Origin of the sequence: Trinickia violacea (assembly GCF_005280735.1) — a bacterium.
Lineage (GTDB): Bacteria > Pseudomonadota > Gammaproteobacteria > Burkholderiales > Burkholderiaceae > Trinickia_A > Trinickia_A violacea.
On record NZ_CP040078.1, the window covers coordinates 2619520 to 2643312 of the forward strand.

Here is a 23793-nt window from a genome sequence, read left to right on the forward strand (position 1 = left end):
CGCGTCGTTTTGAGGCGGGCCGCATCAGCACGCGATGCTCGTCGCCACCGGTACGACCGCGCCGCCGAAGATCGGATGCTTTACGCCAAAATTACCGATTCGGCAATTCCAATCCACGCGATCAGGTAACAATTTTCCAATCGGCACTCGCAGAAAACGCAATTATTTCCGCAACGCACCATACGCCGGAGATGGAAAAATCTCGTCGGCTCAGGATTAAAAAATTAGTGCGAGGTTTTGCCCGCAATCGTTAAAACGGCCACCGGCTCCTATCGCGCTTTACGCATGTTCGCCAATAGTTCTTCGCGTAATCCGGGTGCGGGTCAGCATAGTACCGAACCTGCGCCTCCTCTGTGCACAATCAGCAACGGCGCACCTCTGCACCGTTCCTTTGATAACAGCGCGAATATTTCCTATGGTTACAAATACGAAAACGTTTGCGACCAGATGGTGAACCGGGATAAGCGTATGTCGTCCTCGAAAACGTTTGCGGCATTTGACATTTCGGCGATTTAATTGACAGACATTGTTAAATATCACGAATATCCCGATGATAAATCCGGAATAAACACCCAATTACCCAATTGGCTGTGATATCTTCGCCCCCGTTTGAGATTTCAAAAAAAAACGAGAGCCTGCGGCATTAGACCGTGTCGTGGGGGGCAAGCATCGAACCGGATAGACGGTCGACGGCGATCGAGGCGGCCTTCAATGGCCGCGCCAGATAACAATATTCAAAACAATGTCGAACTCCGCAATACGCCTTGGCGCTCGCGCCGGGCGAAGCATGCCGGCGCGTTTTAACGCCGTGAGTTGCATTCGCCGCTTGGCGGCGCTTTCGCTGGCGTGGCTTGGCGTATTCGCGGCCCTTCCGACTCACGCGCAAACGGCTGCGGAGAACCAGCAAGCGGGCGCCACGCTCGAGCGCGCTCATGCGTCGATTCATGCCTCGATGCAGGCGCCGAATCTGGCGTTCTACGATGCGAGCGAGCCGCCGCTCGACGAACTGCAGGCGTTCGACGCGATCGTGCTCGATCCGGCAAGCGGGTTCGATCCCTCCACGCATCCTCTCGCCCACTCCATCTATATCGCTCGCGCTGCCGCCAGCGCGAACACAGCGCCTGCGGACTTCGTCGCCAATCGCATCGAGCCGCTGTGGCAACGCGGTTTTCGCGGCTTCTTGCTCGACAGCTCCGCCGGCTTCGCCGCCATCGACGCGATCGTGGCGGCGAAGCCCGACGCCAAGATCGTCGTCGCCGGCGAGGCGGCAACGGCGCTGAGCGTCGCGGAAGCGCACCGCAACGCCATCTACGCCGTGGTCATCGATTCGCTCGTGGAAGCGCGCAACGGCAGCACGACGCACGTCGTCGACGTCCCGGCTGCCGAGCGCGACCAGCGCGTGGCCGCCGCGCAGACGTTCATGCAGCAGACCCACGTGCCCGTCGTCTCGATCGAATACTGCGAGAACGCGTCGCGCACGTGCGCGCGAACGCTCGCCGCGCAGGTTGCGGCGACCGGCGTGGAGCCCTACGTCACCGACCCTGCTCGGGATCTCGTCGGCATCGGCCGCATCGAGGTGATGCCGCGCAAGGTGCTCGTCATCCAGGACCGCGATCCAAGCGAGCCGCTCGATCTGAGCCTCGGCGTGCGCGCGCTCGCGACGCCACTCAACTATCTCGGCTACGACGTCGAGTACGCCGACTTCAGCCACCCGCTTCCCGCGCGCGTGTCGCCTGACCGTTACGCCGGCGTCGTCGCCTGGATTCAGCGCAACGCCGTTCCTGACCCGCTCGCCTGGCGACGCTGGATCGGCGCGCGGATGGCCGATCAGTTGCCGGTCGCATTCCTCGGGCAGTTCGGCTTCAACGTTGCCGACAACGACTCGGCCATCGGTTTGCATACCGTATCCGGCATATTGAATGCACCGTTGACGGTCGCCAAGCGCGACCCGATGGTGGGCTTCGAGATCATGCCGCGCCCCGATCCGCGCGACCTGCCGAGTATCCGGGTCGGCGCGGACGGGCAATCGCTCTTGCGCATCGCCTCGGGCGACAAGGCAGTGGACGTCGCCGGCCTCACGCGCTGGGGCGGCTTCGCGCTGAACCAGTACACGGTCGTGTCGCTCGACGGCATCGAGCAGGAGCGTTGGGCCATCCAGCCGATCGCGTTCCTGCGCGCCGCGCTGCGCCTGCCCGATCTGCCCGCGCCGAACGTGACGACGGAGAACGGCCGGCGTCTTTTCATGACGCACGTCGACGGCGACGGCTTCGCGTCGCGCAGCGAGTTCCCCGGCCCCGACTACTCGGGCGAAGCGCTCTACGAGCAGATCTTCACGCGCTATCCCGTGCCGATGACGCTTTCGGTGATCGAAGGCGAAGTCGGCCCAACCGGCCTCTACCCGAAGATCTCGCCACGCCTCGAAGACATCGCGCGCAAGATCTTCGCGCTCCCGTATGTCGAGATCGGCACGCACACCTATTCGCACCCGTTCAACTGGGAAGAGGTGGACGGCAAGACCGGCTTGCGGAAGGACCGAGGCGGCGGCGACGCGGCGTTTTCGCTGAACATTCCGGGCTACAAGTTCAACCTCGATCGTGAAATCTCCGGGTCGATCCACTACATCGACACGCGCCTCGCGCCGGCCGGCAAGCGCACCGTCGTGCTGCAATGGTCGGGCGACTGCATGCCGCCCGAGGTGGTCGTGAAGAAGACGTATGAGGCCGGCGTGCTGAACGTCAACGGCGGCGACACGGTCATCACGCACGCCGCCGACAGTTGGACGAACATCGCGCCGATCGGCGTCGACAAGGGCCCCGGCGCCTATCAGATGTACGCGCCGAACCAGGACGAAAACGTCTACACGAGCGATTGGCAGGGACCGTTCTATGGTTTTACGCGCGTACTCGAAACGTTCGACATGACCGACCATCCGCTGCGCTTCAAGCCGATCGACGTCTACTACCACATGTATAGCGGCACGAAGGTCGCGTCGCTGCGCGCGCTCACGCAGATTTTCGACACCGTGCTCGCGCAGCCGGTGCTGCCCGTGCACGTGACCGACTATCTGCGCAAGACGCTCGACTGGCGCTCGTTCGCGGTAGCGCGCGAAGGCGATGCCTGGCTCGTGCGCGGCAACGGTGAAGTGCGCGAACTGCACTGGCCGAAAGACGACGTGCCGCTCATCGACGCCGCGCACGATTCGACCGGCGTGACCGGCTACTCGCACGGCCCGGACGGCACCTATATTCACATCGACGGCGGCGCGGCACGCTTCACGCTCGGCGCGAAAGCCGTGCCCGGCACCCTGCCCTATATCGCGCAAGCCAATGGTTTCGTGCGCAACTTCCAGCGCACGGCATCCGGCCTTCGCTTCGAATTCGGCGGCTATTACAAGCCGTTCGTCGAGCTTGCGAACGCGTCCACGTGCCGCGTATCGATGAACGGCGCGCGCGTCGCCGCAACGCGCAACGGCACGATGCTGCATGTCGACTTCCCGGGCGTGGCCGGCCAGCAAGTCACGTATCGCCCGCTGGAGATCGCCTGTGGCAGTTGAGCGCCCGCGCATCGCCACCTCGCTCGTGCTGGCGGGCATGACCGCCGCCATCGTGCTCGCGCTCGCGGGCATCTATTCGGCGGGCGGCGTGCGCGAGCACATCATCGAGACCTCGCCGCCCAGCGAGCTGACGGTCGCGTACCTCCAAGCCTGGTTGCGCACGCAACCAAACAACACCGAGTATTTGACCGCGCTCGCGACACAATATCTGCGCCTTGGCCGATACGACGACGCCGAGCGGATCGCCGCGCGCATGCTCGCGCTCGATGACGAAACGCTCCGCGCGAAGGCGACGCTGATCCGCTTGAAGGTCGCCGAGCAGCGCGCGTTCGCGAGCCCCGAACGGACGCCCGCGCGCGAGGCGGGGCTGATCCACGTCCGCAAAGCACTGGCCGCGGCCATGACGCAGCAGTGGGACGCGGACACGTTGCGCGTATTGTCCGCGGAGGCGCTCGCCGTCGGCGCGCCGGACGTCGCGGTGACGTGCTACGAGCGGCTCGCGCAACAAGACGCTCCGTCGCGCTCGCACTGGCAGGACACCGCGGGCCGGATCTCGCTCGCGGACGGTCAATACCGCGTCGCGGCCGAGCGTTTCTTCGAAGCGCAGCGTTCCGCCCCGACCCGCGACGACACGCGCCGCGAATTCCTCGCAGGCGTGCAGGCGCTGGAAGCGGGCAATCTGCCCGACGACGCGCTCGCCGCCGCGCAAGCGAACGTCGGAAATCTAAGCAGCGATCGCACCACGCTGATCGTGCTGCTGAATCTGGCGCGCGCGGCGGGGCTCCCCGATCTTGTCGATCGCTACGCCCGAGCGCTGATGCCATATGCGATGCACGCGCCCGTCGTGAATGGAACGGGGCTGCGCGCCGTTTCGTATCGTCCGGCTTGGCCCGATTACATGGACGGCCCCTCGCCCGATGCCGCATCGCCACGCTGGGGCGACGTGCGAACCGTGCGCGTCAGCACGCGAGCCGCCACGCCGAACGTTGCAAACGCAACCAATGGCGACTCGAAAGACGACGTCGCCACGCTCGTCTACCAATCCTTCGTCGAATCGAACGACCTCGCCAACGCCGAGAAAGTGGCCTCCGAGCAGGCGACACGCCACCCGCAATCGGCCGACTGGCAAAAGCGGCTCGCGCAGGTCGCCGAGTGGCACAACGAGCCGGCGTTTTCGCTCAAAGCGTGGCTCGCGTATGCGAACCTGTCGAACGATCCGGCTGGCTGGCAGAACGTGCTGCGCCTTGCGCCGATGCTCCACGACGACGAGACCTATGTGCTCGCGCTCGTGCACGCGTCGAACGCCGCGCCCTCCGACGTGAAGCTCGCCGATCAAGTGATCGCGGCCTACGAGCGGCTCGGACGGCCGCAAGACGCGCTTGCCTTCCTGCAAACGCGCGCCAAGGACGGCAAGGCGGCCGCCATCGATGAGCGCTACGCGACGGTTGCCGAACGCGCCGGACAGGACGCGCAGGCGCTCGACACTTACCGCAAGCTGCAGAAGCTCGACCCGGGCAATACCGTCTACGCGCTGCGAGCCGCCAGCCTGCTCTACCAGCAGAGCGACTACGCAGGCGCGTTCGCCGCGCTAAAGATCGCCGAGCACGCCGCAAGCGACCGCGACGCGCTCTACTGGCGCACCTACGGGCAGCTCGCCCGGCTGCTGCAAGACGATGCGTCGGCAAACGCGGCGTACAAGCATTTGCTCGAGGGGGGCGTTGCCACGCCCGAAGATCTCGCCGCGATGGTCTATTTCTACGCTCCCTATCCGATCGACGCCGGACGCACGGCGGAATTGAAATACGACCGCTACCAGGACGTGCAGTCTCTGCGCGATGCGATCTACTACTACACGGAGTCGCACCAGCTCGACCGCGTCGGCGCCCTGCTCGCACGCCTCACGCCCAAGCAATTGGCCGCTGCGCAGCAACGTCCGGCGTTTCTCGGCATCCGCGCCGAATACTATCGGCAGATCGATCGTCCGCAATGGGCGCTGCAGGATCTCGCGCGCGCGATCGCGATGCCGGACGCTCGCTCCGACGTGAAGGCGGCGTATTTGTGGACGCTCGTCGACGTGGGACGCGAAAGCGAGCTGCGCGACATCGTAAAGCGCTGGCACGACGACGCACTGCGCACGTCCGAGCTGTGGAGCCCGATGGCCGCCGCGTTGATGCGCTTGAACCGGCCTGTCGCCGCGCTGCGCTATCTGCGCTTGCAGGCGGCGTCGAACCGGCGCGACCCGCTGTGGCTCCTCACGTTTGCGGACGCCGAGGAGATGGCGGGCCGCCCGGATCTCGCGTGGTCGGTCCGCCGTAACGTGTGGCGAGGGCTGCTCGCGCTGCAGGCGGCGCCTGTGCCGCTCGACGGCGCCGCGACGCAGAACGGATTGCAGCTGCCGACGGCAACCGAACCCGAAGTGCGCGCGCAGTTGGCGAGCCGGCGTGTGTCGCTCGCGCAGATCTTCGCGAATGGCGATGTCGCGACACGCCTGCTCGACGATCTGACACAGCCGCCCTCGGCAAGCGCTGCGGTCGATCCCGCGGCGACCGAAACGTTGCTCGGCAACGTTCGCGGGCTGCCGCCCGTGCCCACGCGCGCCGACGCGCTCAAAGAATCGCGGCGCGTACGCGCGAGCGCGGCGCGAGACGTGGCGGTCGCGTGGGCGCTGTCGCGCGAGTCGAATGCGCTCGCCAAACGCTGGCTCGCGCGCCGCTACGCGAACCGCTTGCTGGCGCCGGCCGACGCGCAGCTCGCGCTAGCCCTTGCGGAAGGCGACACGGCCGAGATGAACCGGCTGCTCGACCAGCACACCGCAGAGCTACCGCTCTACAACCGCATCGACGCCTCCATCCAGACGGATCGCCAAGGCGCGGCACAAGCGCTTGCGTTCAACGGGCTCGACGGTGCGCCCGACGACAGCGAACTGCATCAGCGCCTCACCGATACGACGATGTTCTGGGCGCAATCGATCGATGCGTCCGTCGAAAACTACGTCGAGCATCCGCTCGACTATCTGCAGCAGACCCTCGCGGGCAGCCTCAAGCTCTCCGAGCACTACATGATCGGCGCGAAAGGCACACAGATCTTCCAACGCTCGACGGACAGCACGCAGCTCATCAACGTGCCCAACGTCGACCGCTCGGCCGAATTCTGGGCGCGGCGCCTCACGCGCAATGCGGATTTCCAGGTCAGCGCCGGACGGCGCGATGCGCTCGATTCGTTCTACACGGCCAACGCCTCGGCGGAGATCGGCCGCGATTCAGCGCTGTCGCTCAAAGGCACGCTCGGGCGCAATCAGATGGCGACCGAAGCGCAGTCGCTGCAAATCGGCGGCATGAAAGACAACGTTACGGGCGGTCTCGTCTGGCAAGTGACGCCGCGCATTTCGGTCGCCGCGAACATCGAAGGCGACCGCTTCTACAGCCAGGCGCGCAATTTCCTCGGCACCGGCGTGCTGTCGCAAGGCGAGATCGACTACAAATTCCGCACCACGTATCCGGACTACACGCTTCGCCTGGTCGGCGCGCGCGGCAACTACAACGCGACAGGCCAGGCCGACGCGCTGCTGTCGCGGCTCGTGCCGGGCGCGCCCACCGCGGCGAGCGCGTACATGCCGCTCACCTACGCCCAGTACGGTGCGATGTTCGGCTTCGGCAACGATCTCGCCGACCGCTATACGCATGCGTGGCGCCCGTACCTCGATGTGGGCCTGGTGCACGACTCGGTGCAGGGCTGGGGGGTGGATACGAACATCGGCATTGCCGGCACGATATTCGGCGGCGACCATGCGGCGATTTATTTCGAGCATGAAAGCGTGTCGCAGCGCGGCACTTCGGTGACGCTGCTCGGCGCCCGCTATAGCTGGTTCTATTGAATATTGAATTGAGCATTTGGCATTAGGTATACCAAATGACGTACGCGGTGTACCCCATACAACATCACTCGACGGAGAAAACAGCATGAGCCTTTGGAAGAAGACCAGCGCGCGGGCGGCGTGGGCGCTCGCACTCGCCTCAGTGGCGCTCGCGAGCGCGTGCAGCTCGATCGATGCGACGCATGCGCCCGCGCTCACCGCCAGCGACGCGGTGGCCGTGCTGCCGATCGCTAACTACACGGAAACGCCGGACGCCGGCCAGTCGGCGCAGTCGATGTCGGCCAATGCACTGCGCACGCTCGGCGTCGCGAACGTCGTGCGCGCACCGGCCGACCCGAACGCAAACGCGCTCTTCGATAGCGGCGCGCACGGCGAAGGCACGCCGAATCTCGACTGGGCGCGCCAGCAGCACGCCCGCTATGCGCTCACTGGCGCGGTCGAGGAGTGGCGCTACAAAGTGGGCGTGGACGGCGAGCCGGCCGTCGGCATCACGTTCGAATTGATCGACGTCGAATCGGGCAAGGTGCTGTGGAGCGCGACGGGCACGCGCACCGGCTGGAGCCGCTCGGGTCTCGCAAGCGTCGCGCAGACGCTGATCGGCAAGCTGCTCGCACCGCTCGGCGTGCGCTCGTAAGCTGTCTTTTTAGAAGGAAACGGCCGTGAACACCGTAGCCGCCGACTCCCGCTCCGCCGCGCCCAAGCCGCGCAATTCCGATCCGTTCGGCAACTTGGGCCGCGTGCGGCGCGTGCTCGCGCCCGCCGTCGAGCGGCCGTTTGCGCTCGCCGAGTCGGCCATCTTCATGGCGCTCGTGCTCGCGCTTTGCTGGGCGCTCGATCGCCACGATCCGCTGCTGCTCGGCGCCCGCTTCCCGTGGCTGTGGCTCGCGCCGCTGATCGTGGCGCTGCGCTACGGCGCGCTCATCGGCACGCTAGGCGGCGCGATGATGATCGCCGTGTGGTACCTCTGCTACCCGGGCGGCGAATGGCCCATGGCGTATTTCGCGGGCGGCCTGATCCAGACGATCGTCGCGGGTCACTTCGGCGACACGTGGGGCACGCGGGCAGCCCGTTCGCGCTCGATCAACACTTACCTGAACGACCGGCTCGTCGCGATCACCGATAGCCACTACCTGTTGCGGCTTTCGCACGAGCGGCTCGAGAAAGACCTGCTCTCGAAGCCGACCACGCTGCGCGATTCGATCACCGAGCTGCGGCGCTTGACCGTGACGCATCCCGTCTCGCCCGCAGCGCACGCCAAAGGTTCCGCTGCGCCGAACCTCGAAACGCTTCCCGGCGTGCAGCGTTTGCTCGAATTCGTCGCGCAGGCGTGCCAGATCGAGGTGGCGGCGCTTTATCCGGTGACGGGCGGCAAGCCTGCTCTTAACGCAGTCGCGGCAGTCGGCGAGCCGTTCGAGTTCGACGCGAAAGACGATCTCGTCACGCACGCGCTGACGACGCAAAGCGTCGCGCACTTGCGCGTCGACGACTCGCGGCACATCGACAGCCGCTACATCGTCTGCGCGCCGATGCTCACCGCCGATAACGAATTGCGCGCGGTCCTCGTCGTCAAGCGCATGCCGTTCCTGTCGCTCAATGCCGACAACCTCCTGCTGCTGCTCGTCCTGCTCGGCTACTACGCGGACGGTATCGAGCATTCGCAGCACGTGCAGGACATTCTCGATGCCGTGCCCGAATGCCCCTATGAGTTCGCGCTCGAATTGGGGCGTCTCGCTCATTTGCAGCAGGGCTCGGGCATCGAATCGTCGCTCGTCGCGTTGTCGTTCCCACGCGACGAGGCGCACGATTCCCTCTTCGAGCATGTGATGCGGCGGCGCCGCTCGCTCGACATCGTCTGGCCGCTCGTGACCGACAAGCGCTCGGTGCTGGTGAACCTGATGCCCGCGACCGGCGCGACCGGCATCGACGGTTATCTCGCGCGCATCGAAGGCAGCCTTGCTGCCCAATACGACACAGACCTCGAACAAGCGGGCATCGCCGTGCATACGCTGCACGTGCACGATGCCTCGCCGGGGCCGAGCCTCGCTGCGCTGATCGCGCGGGTCACCTCGCATGTCTGACGCGCTGATCCCCGCACTCGTCGCGATCATCGCGCTTGCGCTGCAATATGCGGCGCTGGCGGGCATGCCGCATGCGCCGTCATGGCTCGACCCGTTCCTCGCGTTCTGCCTGCTGCAGGCGCTGGCCGGATTCGTCGAGGCATGCGCGATTCGCTTGCTGCTGCCCGCGGCGTACCGGCAGCCCATGCGCTCGACGCTCCTGCTGCTGTGGCTGCTCTGCACGCTCGTGCCGCTTGCGGGCGGACTCGTCGCGCTGGTGTCGTGCGCCTGGGCGTATTGTTTTCCTGCCGCACGCAAGAACGATCAACTGACCGACATCGCGCGCCCGCAGTTCGTTACGCACCTCGTAACGCGCGTGTCGCACGGCAGCGGCGCGCGCCTGCAGGCGCGGCTCGCGAACACGCAGGTCTCGACGACCGATCGCCTCTCGGCGCTCGTCGCGATCCAGAACATGCCGACGCGCACGACGGGCTCGCTGCTGCGCGGCTTGCTCACCGACCCCATCGAGGATATTCGTCTCATTGCCTACGGCGCGCTCGATCAGGCCGAGAACGAGATCATGCAGAAGATCTTCGACAACACGAAGGCCCTCGAAAGCGCCACCAACGACGACGAGCGCCACGCGCTGCATTGCCGTCTCGCCGAGCTGCACTTCGAGCTCGTCTATCAGAACCTCGTGCAGAGCGCCGTGTTTCAGCACACGCTCGAAGAGGCCGAGCGTCACGCGGCCGTCGCGCTGTCGCTCGCGAGCAGCGACAAAGACGCCGCCCTGTGGCTGATCCGCGGCCGCCTCGCGCTGGCCAGCTCGCGGCCCGACGACGCCGCGGCGCATCTTGACGAAGCTCAGCGCCTCGGCTTTCCGCGCGAGCGGCTGCTGCCCTGGCTTGCCGAAGCCGCTTTCCTCAAGGGCGACTATGTCCGCACGCGCGAGCTGCTCGCGTCGCTCGGCAGCGCCGCCGCGCTGCCGGTACTAAAGCCCGTCGTGGAGTACTGGTCTTGATGAACGCCCCCCTCAATCGCAAATCCGCCGACGCGGACATCTGCTTGTTGCTCGAAGGCACGTTTCCGTTCGTGCGCGGGGGCGTGTCGAGCTGGGTCAACGAGATGATCCGCGCGTACCCGGCGCTGCGGTTCGCGATCGTGTTCATCGGCAGCCGCGCCGACGACTACGCGGGCGCCGTCTACGCGTTGCCGGACAACGTCGTGCATTTCGAAGCGCACTACTTGTACGAGACGCAAGTCAACGCCGACACGCGCAAGCCGCGCGCCACCACCGGCGACGCGCACGCCTTCGAGCGCTCCGCGAAGCTTCACGCCGCGCTGCGCAATCGCGGTGCCGACGTCGACGCGGGCGCGCTGATGGCCGAGCTGATTCCAATGCTCGGCGAGCAAGGCGGACTCTCGGAAGCGCAATTCCTGACGAGCCGCCGTGCCTGGGAATTCATCGTCGACCAATACGAAAAGCACTGCACCGACCCGTCGTTTACCGACTACTTCTGGACCGTGCGCATCATGCACAAGCCGCTGTGGCAGCTGGCGCGAGTCGCACAGCAGCTGATTCCGGCGCGCGTCTACCACACGGTGTCGACCGGCTATGCGGGGTTCCTCGGCACGCTCGCCCACTATCGCACCGGACGGCCGCTGCTCATCAGCGAACACGGCATCTATACGAAAGAACGCAAGATCGACCTGCTGCAAAGCAAGTGGATTCGCGACAACCGCGGCGCATTCGAACGCGACATTTCGCAGGTCAGTTATTTTCGCGAACTCTGGGTGCGCTTTTTCGAAGCGCTCGGCAAGCTCGCCTACGACGCCGCCGACGACATCGTCGCGCTTTACGAAGGCAACCGCCGCCGCCAAGTGGCCGACGGCGCGCTCGCCGAACGCACGCGCAACATCCCGAACGGCATCGACATCGAGCGCTTCGGCGCCCTGCTCTCGCGCCGCACGCCGCGCAAGCGCCGCGTGATCGCGCTGATCGGCCGCGTGGTGCCGATCAAGGACATCAAGACGTTCATTCGCGCCGTGTTCATCGCGTCGCGCGCGATGCCGGACATCGAAGGCTGGATCGTCGGCCCCGAAGAAGAAGATGCCGATTACGCGCAAGAGTGCCGCGCGCTGGCGCAAAGCCTCGGGTCCTCCAAAAACATCCGCTTTTTAGGCTTTCAGAAGGTCGACGACGTCATGCCCGAAGTCGACGTAATCGCGCTGAGCTCCATCAGCGAGGCGTTGCCGCTCGTCGTGCTCGAAGGCTTCGCGGCCGGCGTGCCGGCCATTACGACCGATGTCGGAGCCTGCCGCCAGCTGATCGAAGGCTTCGGAGGCGATGACGAAGCGCTCGGCAGCGCCGGTGCGATCGTGCCGATCGCGAATCCGCCCGCGTTCGCGGAAGCGGCCGTGTCGCTGCTGAGCGACGACGCGCGCTGGCAGGCGGCCCAACAAGCCGGTCTGCAGCGCGTGCGGCGCTACTACACGAAGACGCAGATGATCGACAGTTATCGCACGCTGTATGAGCGGCTCGCGTCGGCGCCGACGCGCGACGCGCGCTCGCCGGGCTCCGCGCCGCCATCGGCACCATCGGCACCCGGCTGCCCGATGCATCGCGCAACGGCACGCCCAGCCGCCCCCCCGCCAACCGCGTTGCCGATCGACGCCGGCCAGCGTGTCACGCCGCAGGAGAGCCGCTGATGGCAGGCATCGGATTCGAACTGCGCAAGGTGATGCGGCGCGACACGCTGGTCGGCGTCGCGCGCGCGTATCTCTACGCGGGCCTCATCAGCTCCGGACCGCTGATCCTGTCGATCTTCGGCATTCTGATCATCGGCTTGCTGAGTCTCGCGGTCGTGATACCGAAGTTCGCCGTCGTGCAGTTCCAGGTATCGGTGACGTATCTGATCGCGGTGAGCTTGATCGTGACAGGACCCTTGCAGCTCTCGCTCACGCGCTTCATTTCCGACCGCCTGTTCGAGAAGCGCGACGATCTCGTGCTGTCGAATTACAACGCGGTGGTGCTCGTATCGACTGCGTTGTCCGCGGCGATTGCCGTCACCGCGATGGCATTCGGGTTTCGCCACGAGCTGCTCGCGTACCGGCTGCTCATGGTGGCGGGCTTCACGATCATGAGCAACATCTGGATTGCCGTTATTTTTCTGTCGAGCGTCAAACAGTACCGGCAGATTCTGGTCGTCTTCTTCGTCGGCTATGCGTGCGTCGTCGTGCTCGCGCTCATGCTGAATCACCATGGGCTGGTCGGGTTGCTGGGCGGCTTTGTCGGCGGGCATCTCGTGTTGCTCGCCGGGCTCTCCGGGCTCATCTACCGGAACTACCGAAGCCCCGTGTTCATTTCGTTCGAAGTGTTCGAACGGCGCTACGCGTACCCGACTCTGGCGCTCGTGGGCCTGATGTTCAACCTCGGCGTCTGGGCCGACAAATTCGTCTTCTGGTATGCGCCCGGCACCGGCGGACACGTGATCGGCTGGCTCAACGCATCGATCATCTACGACATCCCTGTGTTCATCGCTTACGTTTGCGTGATGCCCGGCATGGCGACGTTTCTGGTTCGCATCGAAGCGGACTTCGCCGAATACTACGACGCGTTCTACGACGCCGTGCGCAGCGGCGACACGTTCGGCCGCATCAACGACATGCGCGACATGATGGTGCGCAGCGTGCGCTCCGGGCTTTACGAAATCATCAAGGTGCAATCGATCGTGCTGTTGTTGATCGTGGCGTTTGGGCAATGGGTATTGGAAGCGCTCGATATTTCGCCGCTTTATATGCCGCTGCTGTTGGTGGACGTGATATCGGCAAGCCTGCAGGTGCTATTGCTCGGGCTGCTGAACGTCTTCTTCTATTTGGACGGACGGCGTACCGTGCTCGTGCTGACGTCGGCGTTTGCGCTACTCAACGCGGTGCTGACGATCGTTACGCTGTGGATCGGGCCGAATGCCTATGGGTATGGGTTTGCGGCGGCGCTGCTGATTGTCGTCATAGCCTCGGTGAAACTGCTCGACGCGAAGTTTGCTTCGTTAGAGTACGAAACGTATATGTTGCGGTCGTAAGGATGCGACCTGGGGTCCTGCAAGCATCGGCGATTCAGGCTAACCTGTCTGCCGCTGCTGCCTCCCCCGACAGACTCTTTCCATCTGGCAAACCATGACCCAATCGCTAACTATCGATGTTGTCTCCGACGTCGCGTGCCCGTGGTGCGCTATCGGCCTATCCTCGCTCCAGCTCGCGCTATCGCGCCTTGGCGATGCGGTCGACGCGCAGATCGTCATGCATCCCTTCGAGTTGAATCCGCAGATGGGACCGGAAGGCCAGGCCATTGTCGACTATCTCGGCAAAAAATACGGACGCACGCCGGAGCAGATCGCCGAATCGCAGGCGATGATCCGCGAGCGAGGTGCAAGCGTCGGCTTTGCCTTCGGTCCGCGTACCCACGTCTATAACACCTTCGATGCGCATCGCCTGCTGCATTGGGCCGGAATCGAAGGCAAGCAGTTGCCGCTCAAGATGGCGCTGCTGCGGGCCTATCACTCCGAGGGCAAAGATCCGAGCAACCATGAGGTCTTGGTCGAAGCGGCGCAATCGGTGGGGCTCGACGCCGAGGCCGCGCGCGACGTGCTGCGAAACGGCGACTATGCCGATGCCGTTCGTTCGGAAGAGCGGAAATATCAGGAACTGGGCGTCAATTCGGTGCCGTCGATCATCTTCAACCAGCAATATCTGGTCACCGGCGGACAACCGGTGGAAAGCTTCGAGCAAGTGATTCAGCAGATTCTGGCTGAAGCAGCGTAGCGCTCATTCGGTCCCGGATTGGGCGTGACGGGTCGCACGCAGACGTCTTCGGGACGAATCAGCAGCCGGATATCGCCGGCCTCGACGGGTGCGCGCGGCGTCGCGTCGAGTGCCGAGAGCCGTTCGTCGAGCAGAAGCAGCTTCGGTGACTCATGCGCCGCCGTCTGCGGAAAGCGCTGCGCCTGGACCGGTTGCGGTCAGTACCTGCTTGATTTCCTGAAAGGCCGCGAGTCCGAACGGTCCCAGTTCGCGGCCCACGCTGCTGCGCTTGTAGCCTCCCCAGGACGTCTGCGGAAAGATCAGCTGGGGCGCATTGATCCAGACCACGCCCGCCTCCAGTGCGTCGGCCACGCGCTTGCCGCGTGCGGCATCGCGCGTGACCACGGAGGCCACCAGACCGAAGTCGGTGTCGTTGGCCGTCGCGATCGCCTCGTCTTCCGTATCGAAGCTGCGCACGCACAGCACCGGTCCGAAGATCTCTTCGCGCCACACCGCGCTGTCGGCCGAAACATCCACGAACATCGTGGGTTTCACGAAGTAGCCCGGACCCGACGGCACTTCGCCTTCGATCACGAGATGCGCCCCATCGGCCTTTCCGTTCGCGATGAAGCGTTGTACACGCTCGTATTGCGCGCGGCTCGTGAGCGGTCCCATCTGTACGCCGGACGCGAACGGATCGCCTACTACGATTCGTGTTGCCCGGTCGGCAAGACGTGCGATCAGCGCCTCCGCAAGCGGCCGCTCGACGAGCACACGTGAAGTGGCCGAGCACATTTGGCCGGCATTGAAGAATGCGCCGCCTGCCGCCAGGTCGACTGCGAGATCGAGGTCGGCATCGGCGAACACGATGATGGACGACTTGCCTCCCAGTTCCAGGCTCACGCCCTTGATCGTTTGCGCGGCAGTCTTCATGACCTGCTCGCCCACTGCGGTGCTGCCGGTAAACGACACCTTCGCAACGAGCGGGTGTGCGGCGAGCGGCGCACCGACCTCCGGTCCGGTACCCGTCACGACGTTGAATACGCCGCGCGGCAATCCCGCTTCCGCGATGATGGAGGCCAGTTCCAATTCGGGTAGCGGCGTCACCTCGGACGGCTTGAGCACGACCGTACAGCCCGCCGCGAGCGCCGGCGCGAGCTTCCAGGCCGTCGTGACCATCGGAAAATTCCACGGCACGATCAGCGCCACGACGCCCGCCGGCTCGCGGCGAATCAAGGCTTGGTAGTCGCCGCTTGGGATGGCGACCTCTGCCTCTCCGTCAACATCGGTCCGTTCGGCAAGACCCGCGTAGTAGTCGAAGGTCGCCACGACGTCGCTCACGTCGATCTGCGCCTCGGCCAGCGGTTTGCCGTTATTCAGCGACTGGAGTGCGGCAAGTTGTGCCCCGCGCGCCTCCACTCCACGGGCAATGGCGCGCAGATAAGCAGCACGCTCGACACCGGTTGCGTCCTTCCACGTATGGAATGCACGCGTAGCTGCTTGCACGGCGCAATCGACGTCCGCGGCCCCACCCGCCTCCACCTCCACAATCGTCTCTTCCGTCGACGGGTTGACGACCGGCAGGCGGCGACCCGTCTCTCCCGCACACCAGAAGCCATCGATGTAGAGCTGGGTGTGGAGCGGGAAATCGACATGAGGGAATGCGCGCGTACTCATGCCGGCACCTGTTCGAACCAGTCAGACTCCTGAATCTCGATCACGGTCGGGACTTGACGCAACGCAGCCTGTTGCAATTGGGCGATGAGGGCCTGCCGGTTCTCGACACGACACGCTGCGCATCCGAAGCCGCGCGCGAGTGCCATGAAGTCCGGCGTGTGGATATCGACGCCCACGTGCGTGATGTCGTGCCGGGTCATGTATTTACGGATTTCGCCGTAACCGAAGTTATTCCACAGCAGCACGATGACGGGCACCTGCGCCTCGACCGCGCTCGCGAGCTCCGGCAGCGTGAACTGCAGGCCGCCATCGCCGATCAGGCAGACAACCGGCCGCGCTCTCGCCGCGAGCTTTGCGCCGATCGCGGCAGGCAGCCCATAGCCCAGCGTGCCGTAGCCGGTCGATGAGTTGAACCACGAGCGCGGCGCCGGCGCGTCGTGCACGAAGTTGCCGACATAGACCGGGCTTGTCGAATCACCGGCGACGATGACACCGGGCAACGTGCTGACGATGGTGTCGATCAGATGTTTCTGCGAGCGCGTCGACGAGTCGAAGCTGGCCATGACCGCATCGCGCACCATCGCCACGCGCGACGCACCCCAGTCGGCACGTGAAGCGGGCAGCGTCCGTTCATGCAGTCGCAGCGACAGGCTCCCCAGTGCCTGCTGCGCATCACCCGCGATCGCCACATCGGGATGGAAATTGCGCATCAGCTGTTGTGCGTCGATGTCGATTCGAATCAGCCTGCCGTCGATGGCAAAGCCACCGTCGAACACGACGTCATAGTCGGTTTCACCGAGCTCCGTCCCGACAGCGAGCACCACGTCGGCATCCCGAATCATGGCGCGAGGCTGCGGCAACGACTGGGTGGAACCGATAAGCAGCGGATGACCACACGGCAGAAGACCTTTGGCGTTGATCGTGAGCGCGACCGGTGCCTCCAGGCGTTCGGCGAGTTCCCGAAGTTCGGCTGCCGCGTGCACGGCTCCGCCGCCGGCGAGGATCAACGGGCGATGCGCCTCGGCAAGCAGGTCCGCGGCCGCGGCAAGTGCGTCGGCGCTCGCCGCGGGCTTGGCCGGCAATGCCGGGCGCGTCCGCTTCATGACGCTTGCCGGCGCCACGATGACGTCGAGCGGGATCTCGATGTGCACGGGCCGGGGACGCGCGCTCTCGAACACCGCAAAGGCGCGGGCCAACACCTGGGGCAATTCGGCCGCGTCCAGCAGCGTGTGCGAGAACGCGGTGAGGCCAGCGAAGACAGTGTGCTGCGAAGGCAGCTCATGGAGTCGTCCGTCACCGCTGCCCAGCTCGCGCCGCGCGTTGACGCTGGAGATCACCAGCATCGGGATGGAGTCCGCGTAGGCCTGCGCCATGGCGGTCGCGATGTTGGTCATGCCCGGCCCGGTGATGATGAAGCACACGCCGGGCTTGCCCGTGACCCGTGCATAGCCGTCGGCCATGAAACCCGCGCCCTGTTCGTGGCGGGGCGTCACGTGCCGGATCGAGGACGCGGCGATCCCGCGATACAGCTCGACCGTATGTACGCCTGGAATGCCGAACACGTATTGAACGCCGTATTCCTCGAGCAGGGTGACGAGCGCCTCGCCGCACGTGAGATCCGGCTTGGCGCGCCGGGTCGTCGCCCTATCTGCTGCGTCATTGAGGCGGGCAGTGATGTCGGGATAGTTCATTGATCGTCGCTTTCCTCGTGGGTTCGAACGCGCGTACCTCGGCGCCTGCGTTGAAACCATTCTCTGCGCTGATCCGGCGTGCGAACAATCGATAAGTTTTCATGGTTCGCATGATCGTTACGCATGACCTGAGGAAAACCCGCACGCGTTCATCGAGAACCGAAGTTCAGAGGCGGCAACGCCTTCGGGAACAGACGATGAACGGCCGTGCGGTGAACTACGCACCTGCGCGATTTCGTACTATTTGTTAGTTAGCTATACGTATCAAATCGCGAGTCGACGAGATTGAACCGTCAGTCGCGGCGTTTCACGCCGGGCAATACACACAACATTTCGTATGCGAGATTGGCTGCGAGCAGCGCAGTCGTGCCGAACGGATCATAGGGCGGCGCCACTTCCACCACGTCCGCGCCCACCAGAGGAAGCCCCCAGGCGCCACGAATGATCTCCAGTGCCTGAGGAACGGTAAGCCCGGCGATCTCCGGCGTACCGGTGCCCGGCGCATAGGCCGGGTCGATCCCGTCGATATCGAAGCTCAAATACACCGGCCCGCCGTCCACGCGATCCCGTACCTCGGCCATCAACGGTTCGAGCGAGCGGTTCCAGCATTCTTCGGCCTGCACCACACGAAAACCTTGTTGACGGCACCAATCGAAGTCTTCAGCCGCGTAGCCGGTGCCCCGCAGGCCGATCTGCACAACCCGCGACGTGTCGAGCAACCCCTCCTCGACCGCGCGCCGGAACGGCGTGCCATGGGCAATCTTTTCGCCCATCATCGTGTCGTTGACATCGGCGTGCGCGTCGACGTGAATCAGGCCCACTTTGCCGTGCCGGCGATGGATCGCCCGCAGGATCGGCAGCGTAATCGTGTGATCGCCGCCTAGCGTGATGGGCTTCGCTCCATGCTTCAGGATGCCGTCGTACGCGGCCTCGATGCGATCGATCGAGTCGAGCAGGTTGTACGGATTGGTCGCGACGTCGCCGACATCGGCCACGCGCAGCGAATCGAACGGCGCGGCGCGCGTCGCCATGTTGTACGGGCGCAGCAGCACCGATTCCGTGCGCACCTGGCGCGGCCCGAAGCGCGCGCCGGTGCGGTTCGACGTGCCCAGATCGAACGGCACGCCGACAAAGCACGCGTCGAGCCCTTCGGCGCTCTCCAGATGCGGCAGGCGCATCATCGTCGCGATTCCGCCGCTGCGCGGCATTTCGTTGCCGCCAAGAGGTTGAAAGTAGTCAGTCGACATCATTTCCTCCGATTAACATTCATCGAGCCGTATCATTCATCCCGGCCTCATAACCGAGTTTTAAGCGGCCAGAAAGAAAACTTGAATGACGAAGTTCGGATGCTTACATCTATAAATACCGATGTAACCGCGCACCACGGAGGAACCCATGCTCGGAACGCTCTCTGACCTCGATCTGCGGCTGATCCGCGTGTTTCTCGCGGTCGTCGACGCGGGCGGCGTCACCGTCGCGCAGACGACGCTGAACGTCGGCCAGTCGACGATCAGCACGCAGTTGTCGACGCTCGAAACCCGCCTCGGCTTCCGCCTCTGCGAGCGCGGCCGCGGCGGCTTCAAGCTGACCGAGAAAGGCGAGCGTTTTCATGCGCTCGCCAAGCGGCTGTTGGCGGCCGTCGACGAGTTCAGCGTCGAGGCGCGCAACATGGACAAGAAACTCGTCGGCACGCTGAAAATCGGCTTGATCGGGCATACGCCGATCAGCCAGAACGCGCGCATCAGCGATGCGATCGCGCGCTTTCGGACACGCGACGAAGCCGTGCGTTTTTCGATTTCGGTGAAATCGCCGGGCGACCTCGAAGCGCAGTTGCTGAACGGCGAGATACAGGTCGCGGTCGGCTATTTCTGGCATCGCGTGCCGACGCTCGAATACACGCCGCTGTTCGTCGAGCGGCAGATTGCGTATTGCGGACGGGGGCATCCGCTCTTTTCGCGTGCGGGGCGGCTCACGCCCGAAGAAGTCGCGGACATGGAGTGGGCATGGCGCAGCTACCCGCTTCCCGAAGCGCAGCGCTCGACGACGCCGAACCGCGTCACCGCCCAGGCCGACAACATGGAAGCGGTGTCGCTGCTGATCCTTTCCGGCCATCACCTCGGCTATTTGCCCGAGCACTTCGCGGCGCCCTACGTCGCGCAGGGGCTCCTAGCGGCGCTCAATCCGGAGACGCTGCGCTACGAGGTGACCTTTCACATGGTCACGCAGCACGCGAGCCAGCACAGTCCGATCGTCGCTGCCTTCGTCGAAGATTTGAAGCACGCGCACGTGTCGATTGCGGTTTAAGCTGAGGAGCGCCCTTAAAAAAACGCTCCAGCCGGTTCGTCTATCGGGTAATCCGCAACCCGGCGACGCTCCGATGCGCCACGCTGCAACGCAGCGCGAGCGCCTTGGCATTCGCCGCCAGCAGGCAGTATAACAAGAAGCACAGTCCCCCACGGAGACAACATGAAGTTTCTTGTTGCCGACGACCATGAACTGATCCGCCAGGGCGTCAAGGGCCTCTTGCGCGGTCTCGATGCGGACGCCCAATTCGACGAAGCCGACAGTTGGGAAACGCTCGCCGCCGCCGCCCGCCCCGATGCCAACCACGATCTCGCGATCGTCGATCTTCACATGCCCGGCATGGCGGGCGCGGCCTCGCTCGAAGCGCTCTTGAAGGGAAATCCGGCGTTGCCGGTGGTCGTGCTGTCGGCCGAGGAGTCGCCCGATGAAATGCGCGCCGTGCTCGCCGCCGGGGCGCTCGGCTTCGTGCCGAAGCGGCAGCCCGCGAGCGTGATGCTCAAGGCGATCGAACTCGTGCTGTCGGGCGGCGCCTATGTGCCGATGGAAGCGCTGAGCCTGCTCGGCTCGCATGGCGAGCCGTCTTCCGCGACAGCGGCGCAGGCGTCGCCGGAAAACCCGAGCGTGAGTGCCGCCGCGGCCGCGCCGGCCGGCGTTCAAGCGTTGCAGCCACATCAGCGGCATCTGATGGAAAACCTCTCGCCGCGTCAGCAGGACATCATGCGGCTCGTCCACCGCGGCTGGACCAACAAGATGATCGCGCGCGAGCTCGGCATGGCCGAAGGCACGGTGAAAGTGCATCTGTCGGTGATCTTCCGGGCGCTGGCGGTGCGCAATCGCGCAACCGCGATTGCCGTGATCAACGGCTGGCTCGAGGCCGGGAAGACGCTGTAAGCGGCGATGGCTGCTTGAGCGTTGCAGGCGGCGGGCTCGCCGAAGGCGCGCCCGGCGGCGGTAACGGCACAGCAGCGGGCTTGGAAGCCGCAGCGTCCCGGGTGTCCGCCGCATCGCGCCACGCCGTCTGCAGCGTGCGCAGCAGACGCGCGGGATTCACGGGCTTGTGCAGGATCGGCACGCCCTCCCCGGCCAGCGCTTTCAGCTCCGGCGACGCCATGTCGCCCGTTATCACCAGCAGCACCGCGCGCTCAGCGCCGTGGCGCGCGAGTGCGCCGCGCACGCGTTCGAACGCCGTGTTGCTCGCGCGGCCCGCGCGACCGTTACCGAGCTGGTAGTCGCACAGCACCGCGTCCGGGGCGAAGCCCTCGGCGATCGCGTCGCAGGCGTCGTCCTCGTTGGCGACACTCTTCACGACGCACCCCCAGTGGCCGAGCAGGCTCGCGATGCCCTCGCGAATCGCCGGTTCGTCGTCGACGCACAACACGCGCCGCCCCGCTGCCGTTGCCATCCCCGGCGGCACGCCCGTGGGCGTCAACGCCGCGAGCCCCGTGACGACGCGCCCCGGGTCCCCCGCGCGCACCGGAAAGCGAAACGTCGAGCCGCGTCCCGGCGCGGAGCGCAGCTGCAGCTCGCCGCCGAGCAAGCCGACCAGGCGGCGCACCGTCGGCAGCCCGAGCCCGTGGCCCGGGCGCGCGTCGCGCTCGGCGCTCGCGCCGCGATAGAACTCTTCGAAGATGCGCTCGTGCTCCCCGGGCGGTATGCCGATGCCCGAATCGCGCACTTCGACGTAGCCGCCGTCAGCGCGCCCGGCGCGCCGCAGTCCGACCCAGATCGAACCCTCGTCGGTATAGCGCACCGCGTTCGCCACGAGATTGCCGAGCACGCGTTCGAGCAGCACCGGGTCGTCGTAAAGCACCATCGACGTCGGCGCAATCCGCAACGCGAGGCCCTTGGCCGCCGCCTGCGGCCGGTATAAGCCGCCGATGCGCTCGAACAGCTCGGCGAGCCGGAAGTCCACCCGCATCACCTGCGTGACGCCGCTTTCGATCCGCGAGAGATCGAGCACCTGATTGAAGAGCTGATTGAGCGCCTCGACATTGCGCACGATGTTTTCCGCCGCGCGCGCACGTTCGGCGCTGGGCGCAGCCATGTCGCCGAGCGACGCCGCGAGCAGCCCGATCGCATGAAGCGGCTGACGCAGATCGTGGCTCGCCGCCGCGAAAAAGCGCGTCTTGGCCAAGCCGGCCTCGACGGCCACGTGCTTCTGCACGGCAAGCGATTCGGCGAGACGCTGCTGATCGACGCGCGCCTGCACGACGCTGCGGAAAAGCTTGCGGTAGCTGATCGCATACAGGTTGATCGCCGAAAAGAAGAACAGCACCACGATCCCGACCACGATCCGCTCGAACGAATGCGCGCTGAAATGCAGCACGATGGCCGGCAGCAGCAGCAACGGAATGGCGACCGAGAAATTGAGCGTATCGAAGCCGTTCGACATGAAGACGCCGGCGGCAAGCGTCACGATCAGCACCGTGTGCAGCAGCGGCAGCTCCGCTTGCGTGCTGTGAAACGCGAACCAGATCGACAGCCCCGGCGCGCTATAGAGCAGCGCGCCGCGCAGCGCGTGCAGGTTGATCCAGGCGCGCGGCGACAGCGCGGCGGGCCAATGCCGGTGCCAAAGCCAGAGCGCGAGACCCAGGCAATTTGCCGCCGCGTAGAAAACAAGCCACGCATTGAAGAAGCGCAGCGCCGACATCTCCGCCCAATACATCGATGTCAGCACCGCAATCGAAAACCAATGCGTGAAAAACGCGAGCAAGTCCTGCGCGTAGAGCACCCGCACGAGGTCTTCGTCGACGGCGCGCTGGATCGGATCGGCTTGCATCGTGCGGCTTCCTTGTGAAGTCCGGCAAGTGCGTTGAGCGTGAGTCCTTGAGGAAAACCGCATGGGTGACGGCGTTTTCGCGGTTTACCCGGGAGTTTACCCATCAGCTAACACTTAATCCATATAGGCGGCGCCGTCGCCGAAAACCATACTGCAGCCACTTCTCGCGCGGCCTGCCATGTTCGTGAACTTTTCAGCGTTTCCTTCAACGCTGATGTCGATGCCGCGTTCCCCCATAGATCTTCGACAAGACGGAGGCTTCAAAATGGGCGCACTGATCGGCCACGACTTTGCACGCAGCGACAACGCGATCCTTCCGGACCTCTGGCGCCGCCGCAGCCGGCTGTCCGACGACGAGATGGTGTCGATGTGCGAGCTCGTGCGAAGTGCGCTGCGCGGCTACCATCCGCTCGAGCTGCATGCGCTCGCCGAGGACAAGGAGGAGCTCGTCGCGCAGTTCATCTTCGCGAAGGTGCTCCGGCTCGAACCCGGCCACGCCGAATCGCACGCGCGCCCCGACAGCGCGCCGTCCACGCGCTACGCGATCTGCGCGTACTTCCGCCGCTATCTGATCGACTGTCTGCGCAGCGCGAGCCATCAGCGCAACGTCTCGATGGAAATCGAAGGCATCGAACAGGAAATCGACTCGCACGCGCGCGCGCTCGAAGACCCCGTCGACGGCGTGCTGACGCAATACGGCCTCGACGAAGCCCGCGTGCGCGCCGCCGCGCGCAGGTTCATCGCCGGCCTCGACGCGCCCGAGCAGGTGGTGCTCGCGGGCAGCCTCGGCTGGGGCTCCGAAACGAAGGGCGGGCTTTCGCGCATCGCGGCGCAGCATCGCGTGCCGTCGTATCACTACCGCGCAGTGAAGCTCGGCGTCACCATGAAAAAGACGGCCCAGGCCGACGATTTTTCCAATACGAAGATCGGACGCTGGCTGGTCGACGCGCTCGGCATCGAGATTCATGTCGAGAATCGCGAGGCCATTCTGGTCGCGCTGAATCTGCTGGCAGTCGAGGCGAGCGAGTGCTGGGTGAACGAGGCGGCGGCCTGATGCA

Annotated in this window: 15 protein-coding genes; 11 read left to right on the forward strand and 4 right to left on the reverse strand. The window is 65.1% G+C overall.

Annotated features, from left to right (window positions below):
- The first annotated feature begins 787 nt into the window (after positions 1–787).
- The 8 genes from FAZ95_RS33815 to FAZ95_RS33850 all read left to right on the forward strand — a co-directional run bounded on the left by FAZ95_RS33815 (position 788) and on the right by FAZ95_RS33850 (position 14305).
- Positions 788–3553 carry a polysaccharide deacetylase family protein gene (locus tag FAZ95_RS33815; protein WP_175425834.1) on the forward strand — a complete coding sequence of 922 codons (2766 nt, stop codon included), beginning with the start codon at positions 788–790 and terminating at the stop codon, positions 3551–3553.
- On the forward strand, positions 3543–7427 hold the full coding sequence (locus FAZ95_RS33820; protein WP_254700079.1) for a tetratricopeptide repeat protein: 3885 nt from the start codon (positions 3543–3545) through the stop codon (positions 7425–7427). The genes FAZ95_RS33815 and FAZ95_RS33820 overlap by 11 nt, the downstream gene beginning before the upstream one ends.
- Before the next feature lie 85 nt (positions 7428–7512).
- Entirely contained in the window at positions 7513–8061 is a 549-nt protein-coding gene (locus tag FAZ95_RS33825) for a penicillin-binding protein activator LpoB (RefSeq protein WP_137336743.1), read from the forward strand.
- 25 nt (positions 8062–8086) lie between these two features.
- Positions 8087–9505: a PelD GGDEF domain-containing protein gene (locus FAZ95_RS33830; protein WP_137336744.1), complete on the forward strand. Its 1419-nt coding sequence runs from the start codon at positions 8087–8089 to the stop codon at positions 9503–9505.
- Positions 9498–10505, forward strand: coding sequence for a hypothetical protein (locus FAZ95_RS33835; protein ID WP_137336745.1), 1008 nt, complete (start codon positions 9498–9500; stop codon positions 10503–10505). The genes FAZ95_RS33830 and FAZ95_RS33835 overlap by 8 nt, the downstream gene beginning before the upstream one ends.
- Positions 10505–12193, forward strand: coding sequence for a GT4 family glycosyltransferase PelF (pelF, locus tag FAZ95_RS33840; protein ID WP_137336746.1), 1689 nt, complete (start codon positions 10505–10507; stop codon positions 12191–12193). Before FAZ95_RS33835 ends, pelF begins: the two co-directional genes overlap by 1 nt.
- Positions 12193–13566 carry an exopolysaccharide Pel transporter PelG gene (gene pelG, locus FAZ95_RS33845; protein ID WP_137336747.1) on the forward strand — a complete coding sequence of 458 codons (1374 nt, stop codon included), beginning with the start codon at positions 12193–12195 and terminating at the stop codon, positions 13564–13566. Before pelF ends, pelG begins: the two co-directional genes overlap by 1 nt.
- A gap of 94 nt (positions 13567–13660) precedes the next feature.
- Positions 13661–14305 (forward strand): DsbA family oxidoreductase, encoded by a 645-nt coding sequence (locus FAZ95_RS33850; protein ID WP_137336748.1) that lies wholly within the window; start codon positions 13661–13663, stop codon positions 14303–14305.
- 150 nt (positions 14306–14455) lie between these two features.
- On the opposite strand, the gene FAZ95_RS33855 is transcribed toward FAZ95_RS33850, so the two are convergent.
- From FAZ95_RS33855 to speB, 3 genes are all read right to left on the reverse strand, one after another.
- Positions 14456–15961 carry an aldehyde dehydrogenase family protein gene (locus FAZ95_RS33855; protein WP_137336749.1) on the reverse strand — a complete coding sequence of 502 codons (1506 nt, stop codon included), beginning with the start codon at positions 15959–15961 and terminating at the stop codon, positions 14456–14458.
- Complete coding sequence (locus FAZ95_RS33860) at positions 15958–17652, reverse strand: 5-guanidino-2-oxopentanoate decarboxylase (RefSeq protein ID WP_137336750.1); 1695 nt, start codon at positions 17650–17652, stop codon at positions 15958–15960. The genes FAZ95_RS33855 and FAZ95_RS33860 overlap by 4 nt, the downstream gene beginning before the upstream one ends.
- Before the next feature lie 293 nt (positions 17653–17945).
- A complete protein-coding gene (speB, locus tag FAZ95_RS33865) occupies positions 17946–18899 on the reverse strand; it encodes an agmatinase (RefSeq protein ID WP_137336751.1) in 954 nt (317 codons plus the stop codon).
- A 148-nt stretch (positions 18900–19047) separates the two neighbouring features.
- Between speB and FAZ95_RS33870 the strand changes: the two genes are divergently transcribed.
- Both FAZ95_RS33870 and FAZ95_RS33875 read left to right on the forward strand, forming a co-directional pair.
- Positions 19048–19956, forward strand: coding sequence for a LysR family transcriptional regulator (locus tag FAZ95_RS33870; protein ID WP_137336752.1), 909 nt, complete (start codon positions 19048–19050; stop codon positions 19954–19956).
- Between the two features lie 162 nt (positions 19957–20118).
- Positions 20119–20847, forward strand: a complete 729-nt coding sequence (locus tag FAZ95_RS33875; protein ID WP_137336753.1) for a response regulator transcription factor — start codon at positions 20119–20121, stop codon at positions 20845–20847.
- Here the strand turns inward: FAZ95_RS33875 and FAZ95_RS33880 are convergent.
- Positions 20813–22735, reverse strand: coding sequence for an ATP-binding response regulator (locus FAZ95_RS33880; protein WP_137336754.1), 1923 nt, complete (start codon positions 22733–22735; stop codon positions 20813–20815). The two genes, FAZ95_RS33875 and FAZ95_RS33880, sit on opposite strands and share 35 nt — an antisense overlap.
- Positions 22736–23000: 265 nt before the next feature.
- Here FAZ95_RS33880 and FAZ95_RS33885 point away from each other — a divergent pair, with 265 nt between their 5' ends.
- Positions 23001–23789, forward strand: coding sequence for a hypothetical protein (locus FAZ95_RS33885; protein WP_137336755.1), 789 nt, complete (start codon positions 23001–23003; stop codon positions 23787–23789).
- Positions 23790–23793 lie beyond the last annotated feature (4 nt).

Excerpts from the sequence above, each read along its gene's own strand:
- FAZ95_RS33835 (WP_137336745.1), top strand. The coding sequence starts at position 9,498 with ATGTCTGACGCGCTGATCCCCGCACTCGTCGCGATCATCGCGCTTGCG.
- pelG (WP_137336747.1), top strand. The coding sequence starts at position 12,193 with ATGGCAGGCATCGGATTCGAACTGCGCAAGGTGATGCGGCGCGACACG.
- FAZ95_RS33860 (WP_137336750.1), bottom strand. The coding sequence starts at position 17,652 with ATGAACTATCCCGACATCACTGCCCGCCTCAATGACGCAGCAGATAGG.
- FAZ95_RS33850 (WP_137336748.1), top strand. The coding sequence starts at position 13,661 with ATGACCCAATCGCTAACTATCGATGTTGTCTCCGACGTCGCGTGCCCG.
- FAZ95_RS33825 (WP_137336743.1), top strand. The coding sequence starts at position 7,513 with ATGAGCCTTTGGAAGAAGACCAGCGCGCGGGCGGCGTGGGCGCTCGCA.
- FAZ95_RS33855 (WP_137336749.1), bottom strand. The coding sequence starts at position 15,961 with ATGAGTACGCGCGCATTCCCTCATGTCGATTTCCCGCTCCACACCCAG.
- FAZ95_RS33875 (WP_137336753.1), top strand. The coding sequence starts at position 20,119 with ATGAAGTTTCTTGTTGCCGACGACCATGAACTGATCCGCCAGGGCGTC.
- pelF (WP_137336746.1), top strand. The coding sequence starts at position 10,505 with ATGAACGCCCCCCTCAATCGCAAATCCGCCGACGCGGACATCTGCTTG.
- FAZ95_RS33885 (WP_137336755.1), top strand. The coding sequence starts at position 23,001 with ATGGGCGCACTGATCGGCCACGACTTTGCACGCAGCGACAACGCGATC.
- FAZ95_RS33815 (WP_175425834.1), top strand. The coding sequence starts at position 788 with ATGCCGGCGCGTTTTAACGCCGTGAGTTGCATTCGCCGCTTGGCGGCG.
- FAZ95_RS33870 (WP_137336752.1), top strand. The coding sequence starts at position 19,048 with ATGCTCGGAACGCTCTCTGACCTCGATCTGCGGCTGATCCGCGTGTTT.
- FAZ95_RS33880 (WP_137336754.1), bottom strand. The coding sequence starts at position 22,735 with ATGCAAGCCGATCCGATCCAGCGCGCCGTCGACGAAGACCTCGTGCGG.
- speB (WP_137336751.1), bottom strand. The coding sequence starts at position 18,899 with ATGTCGACTGACTACTTTCAACCTCTTGGCGGCAACGAAATGCCGCGC.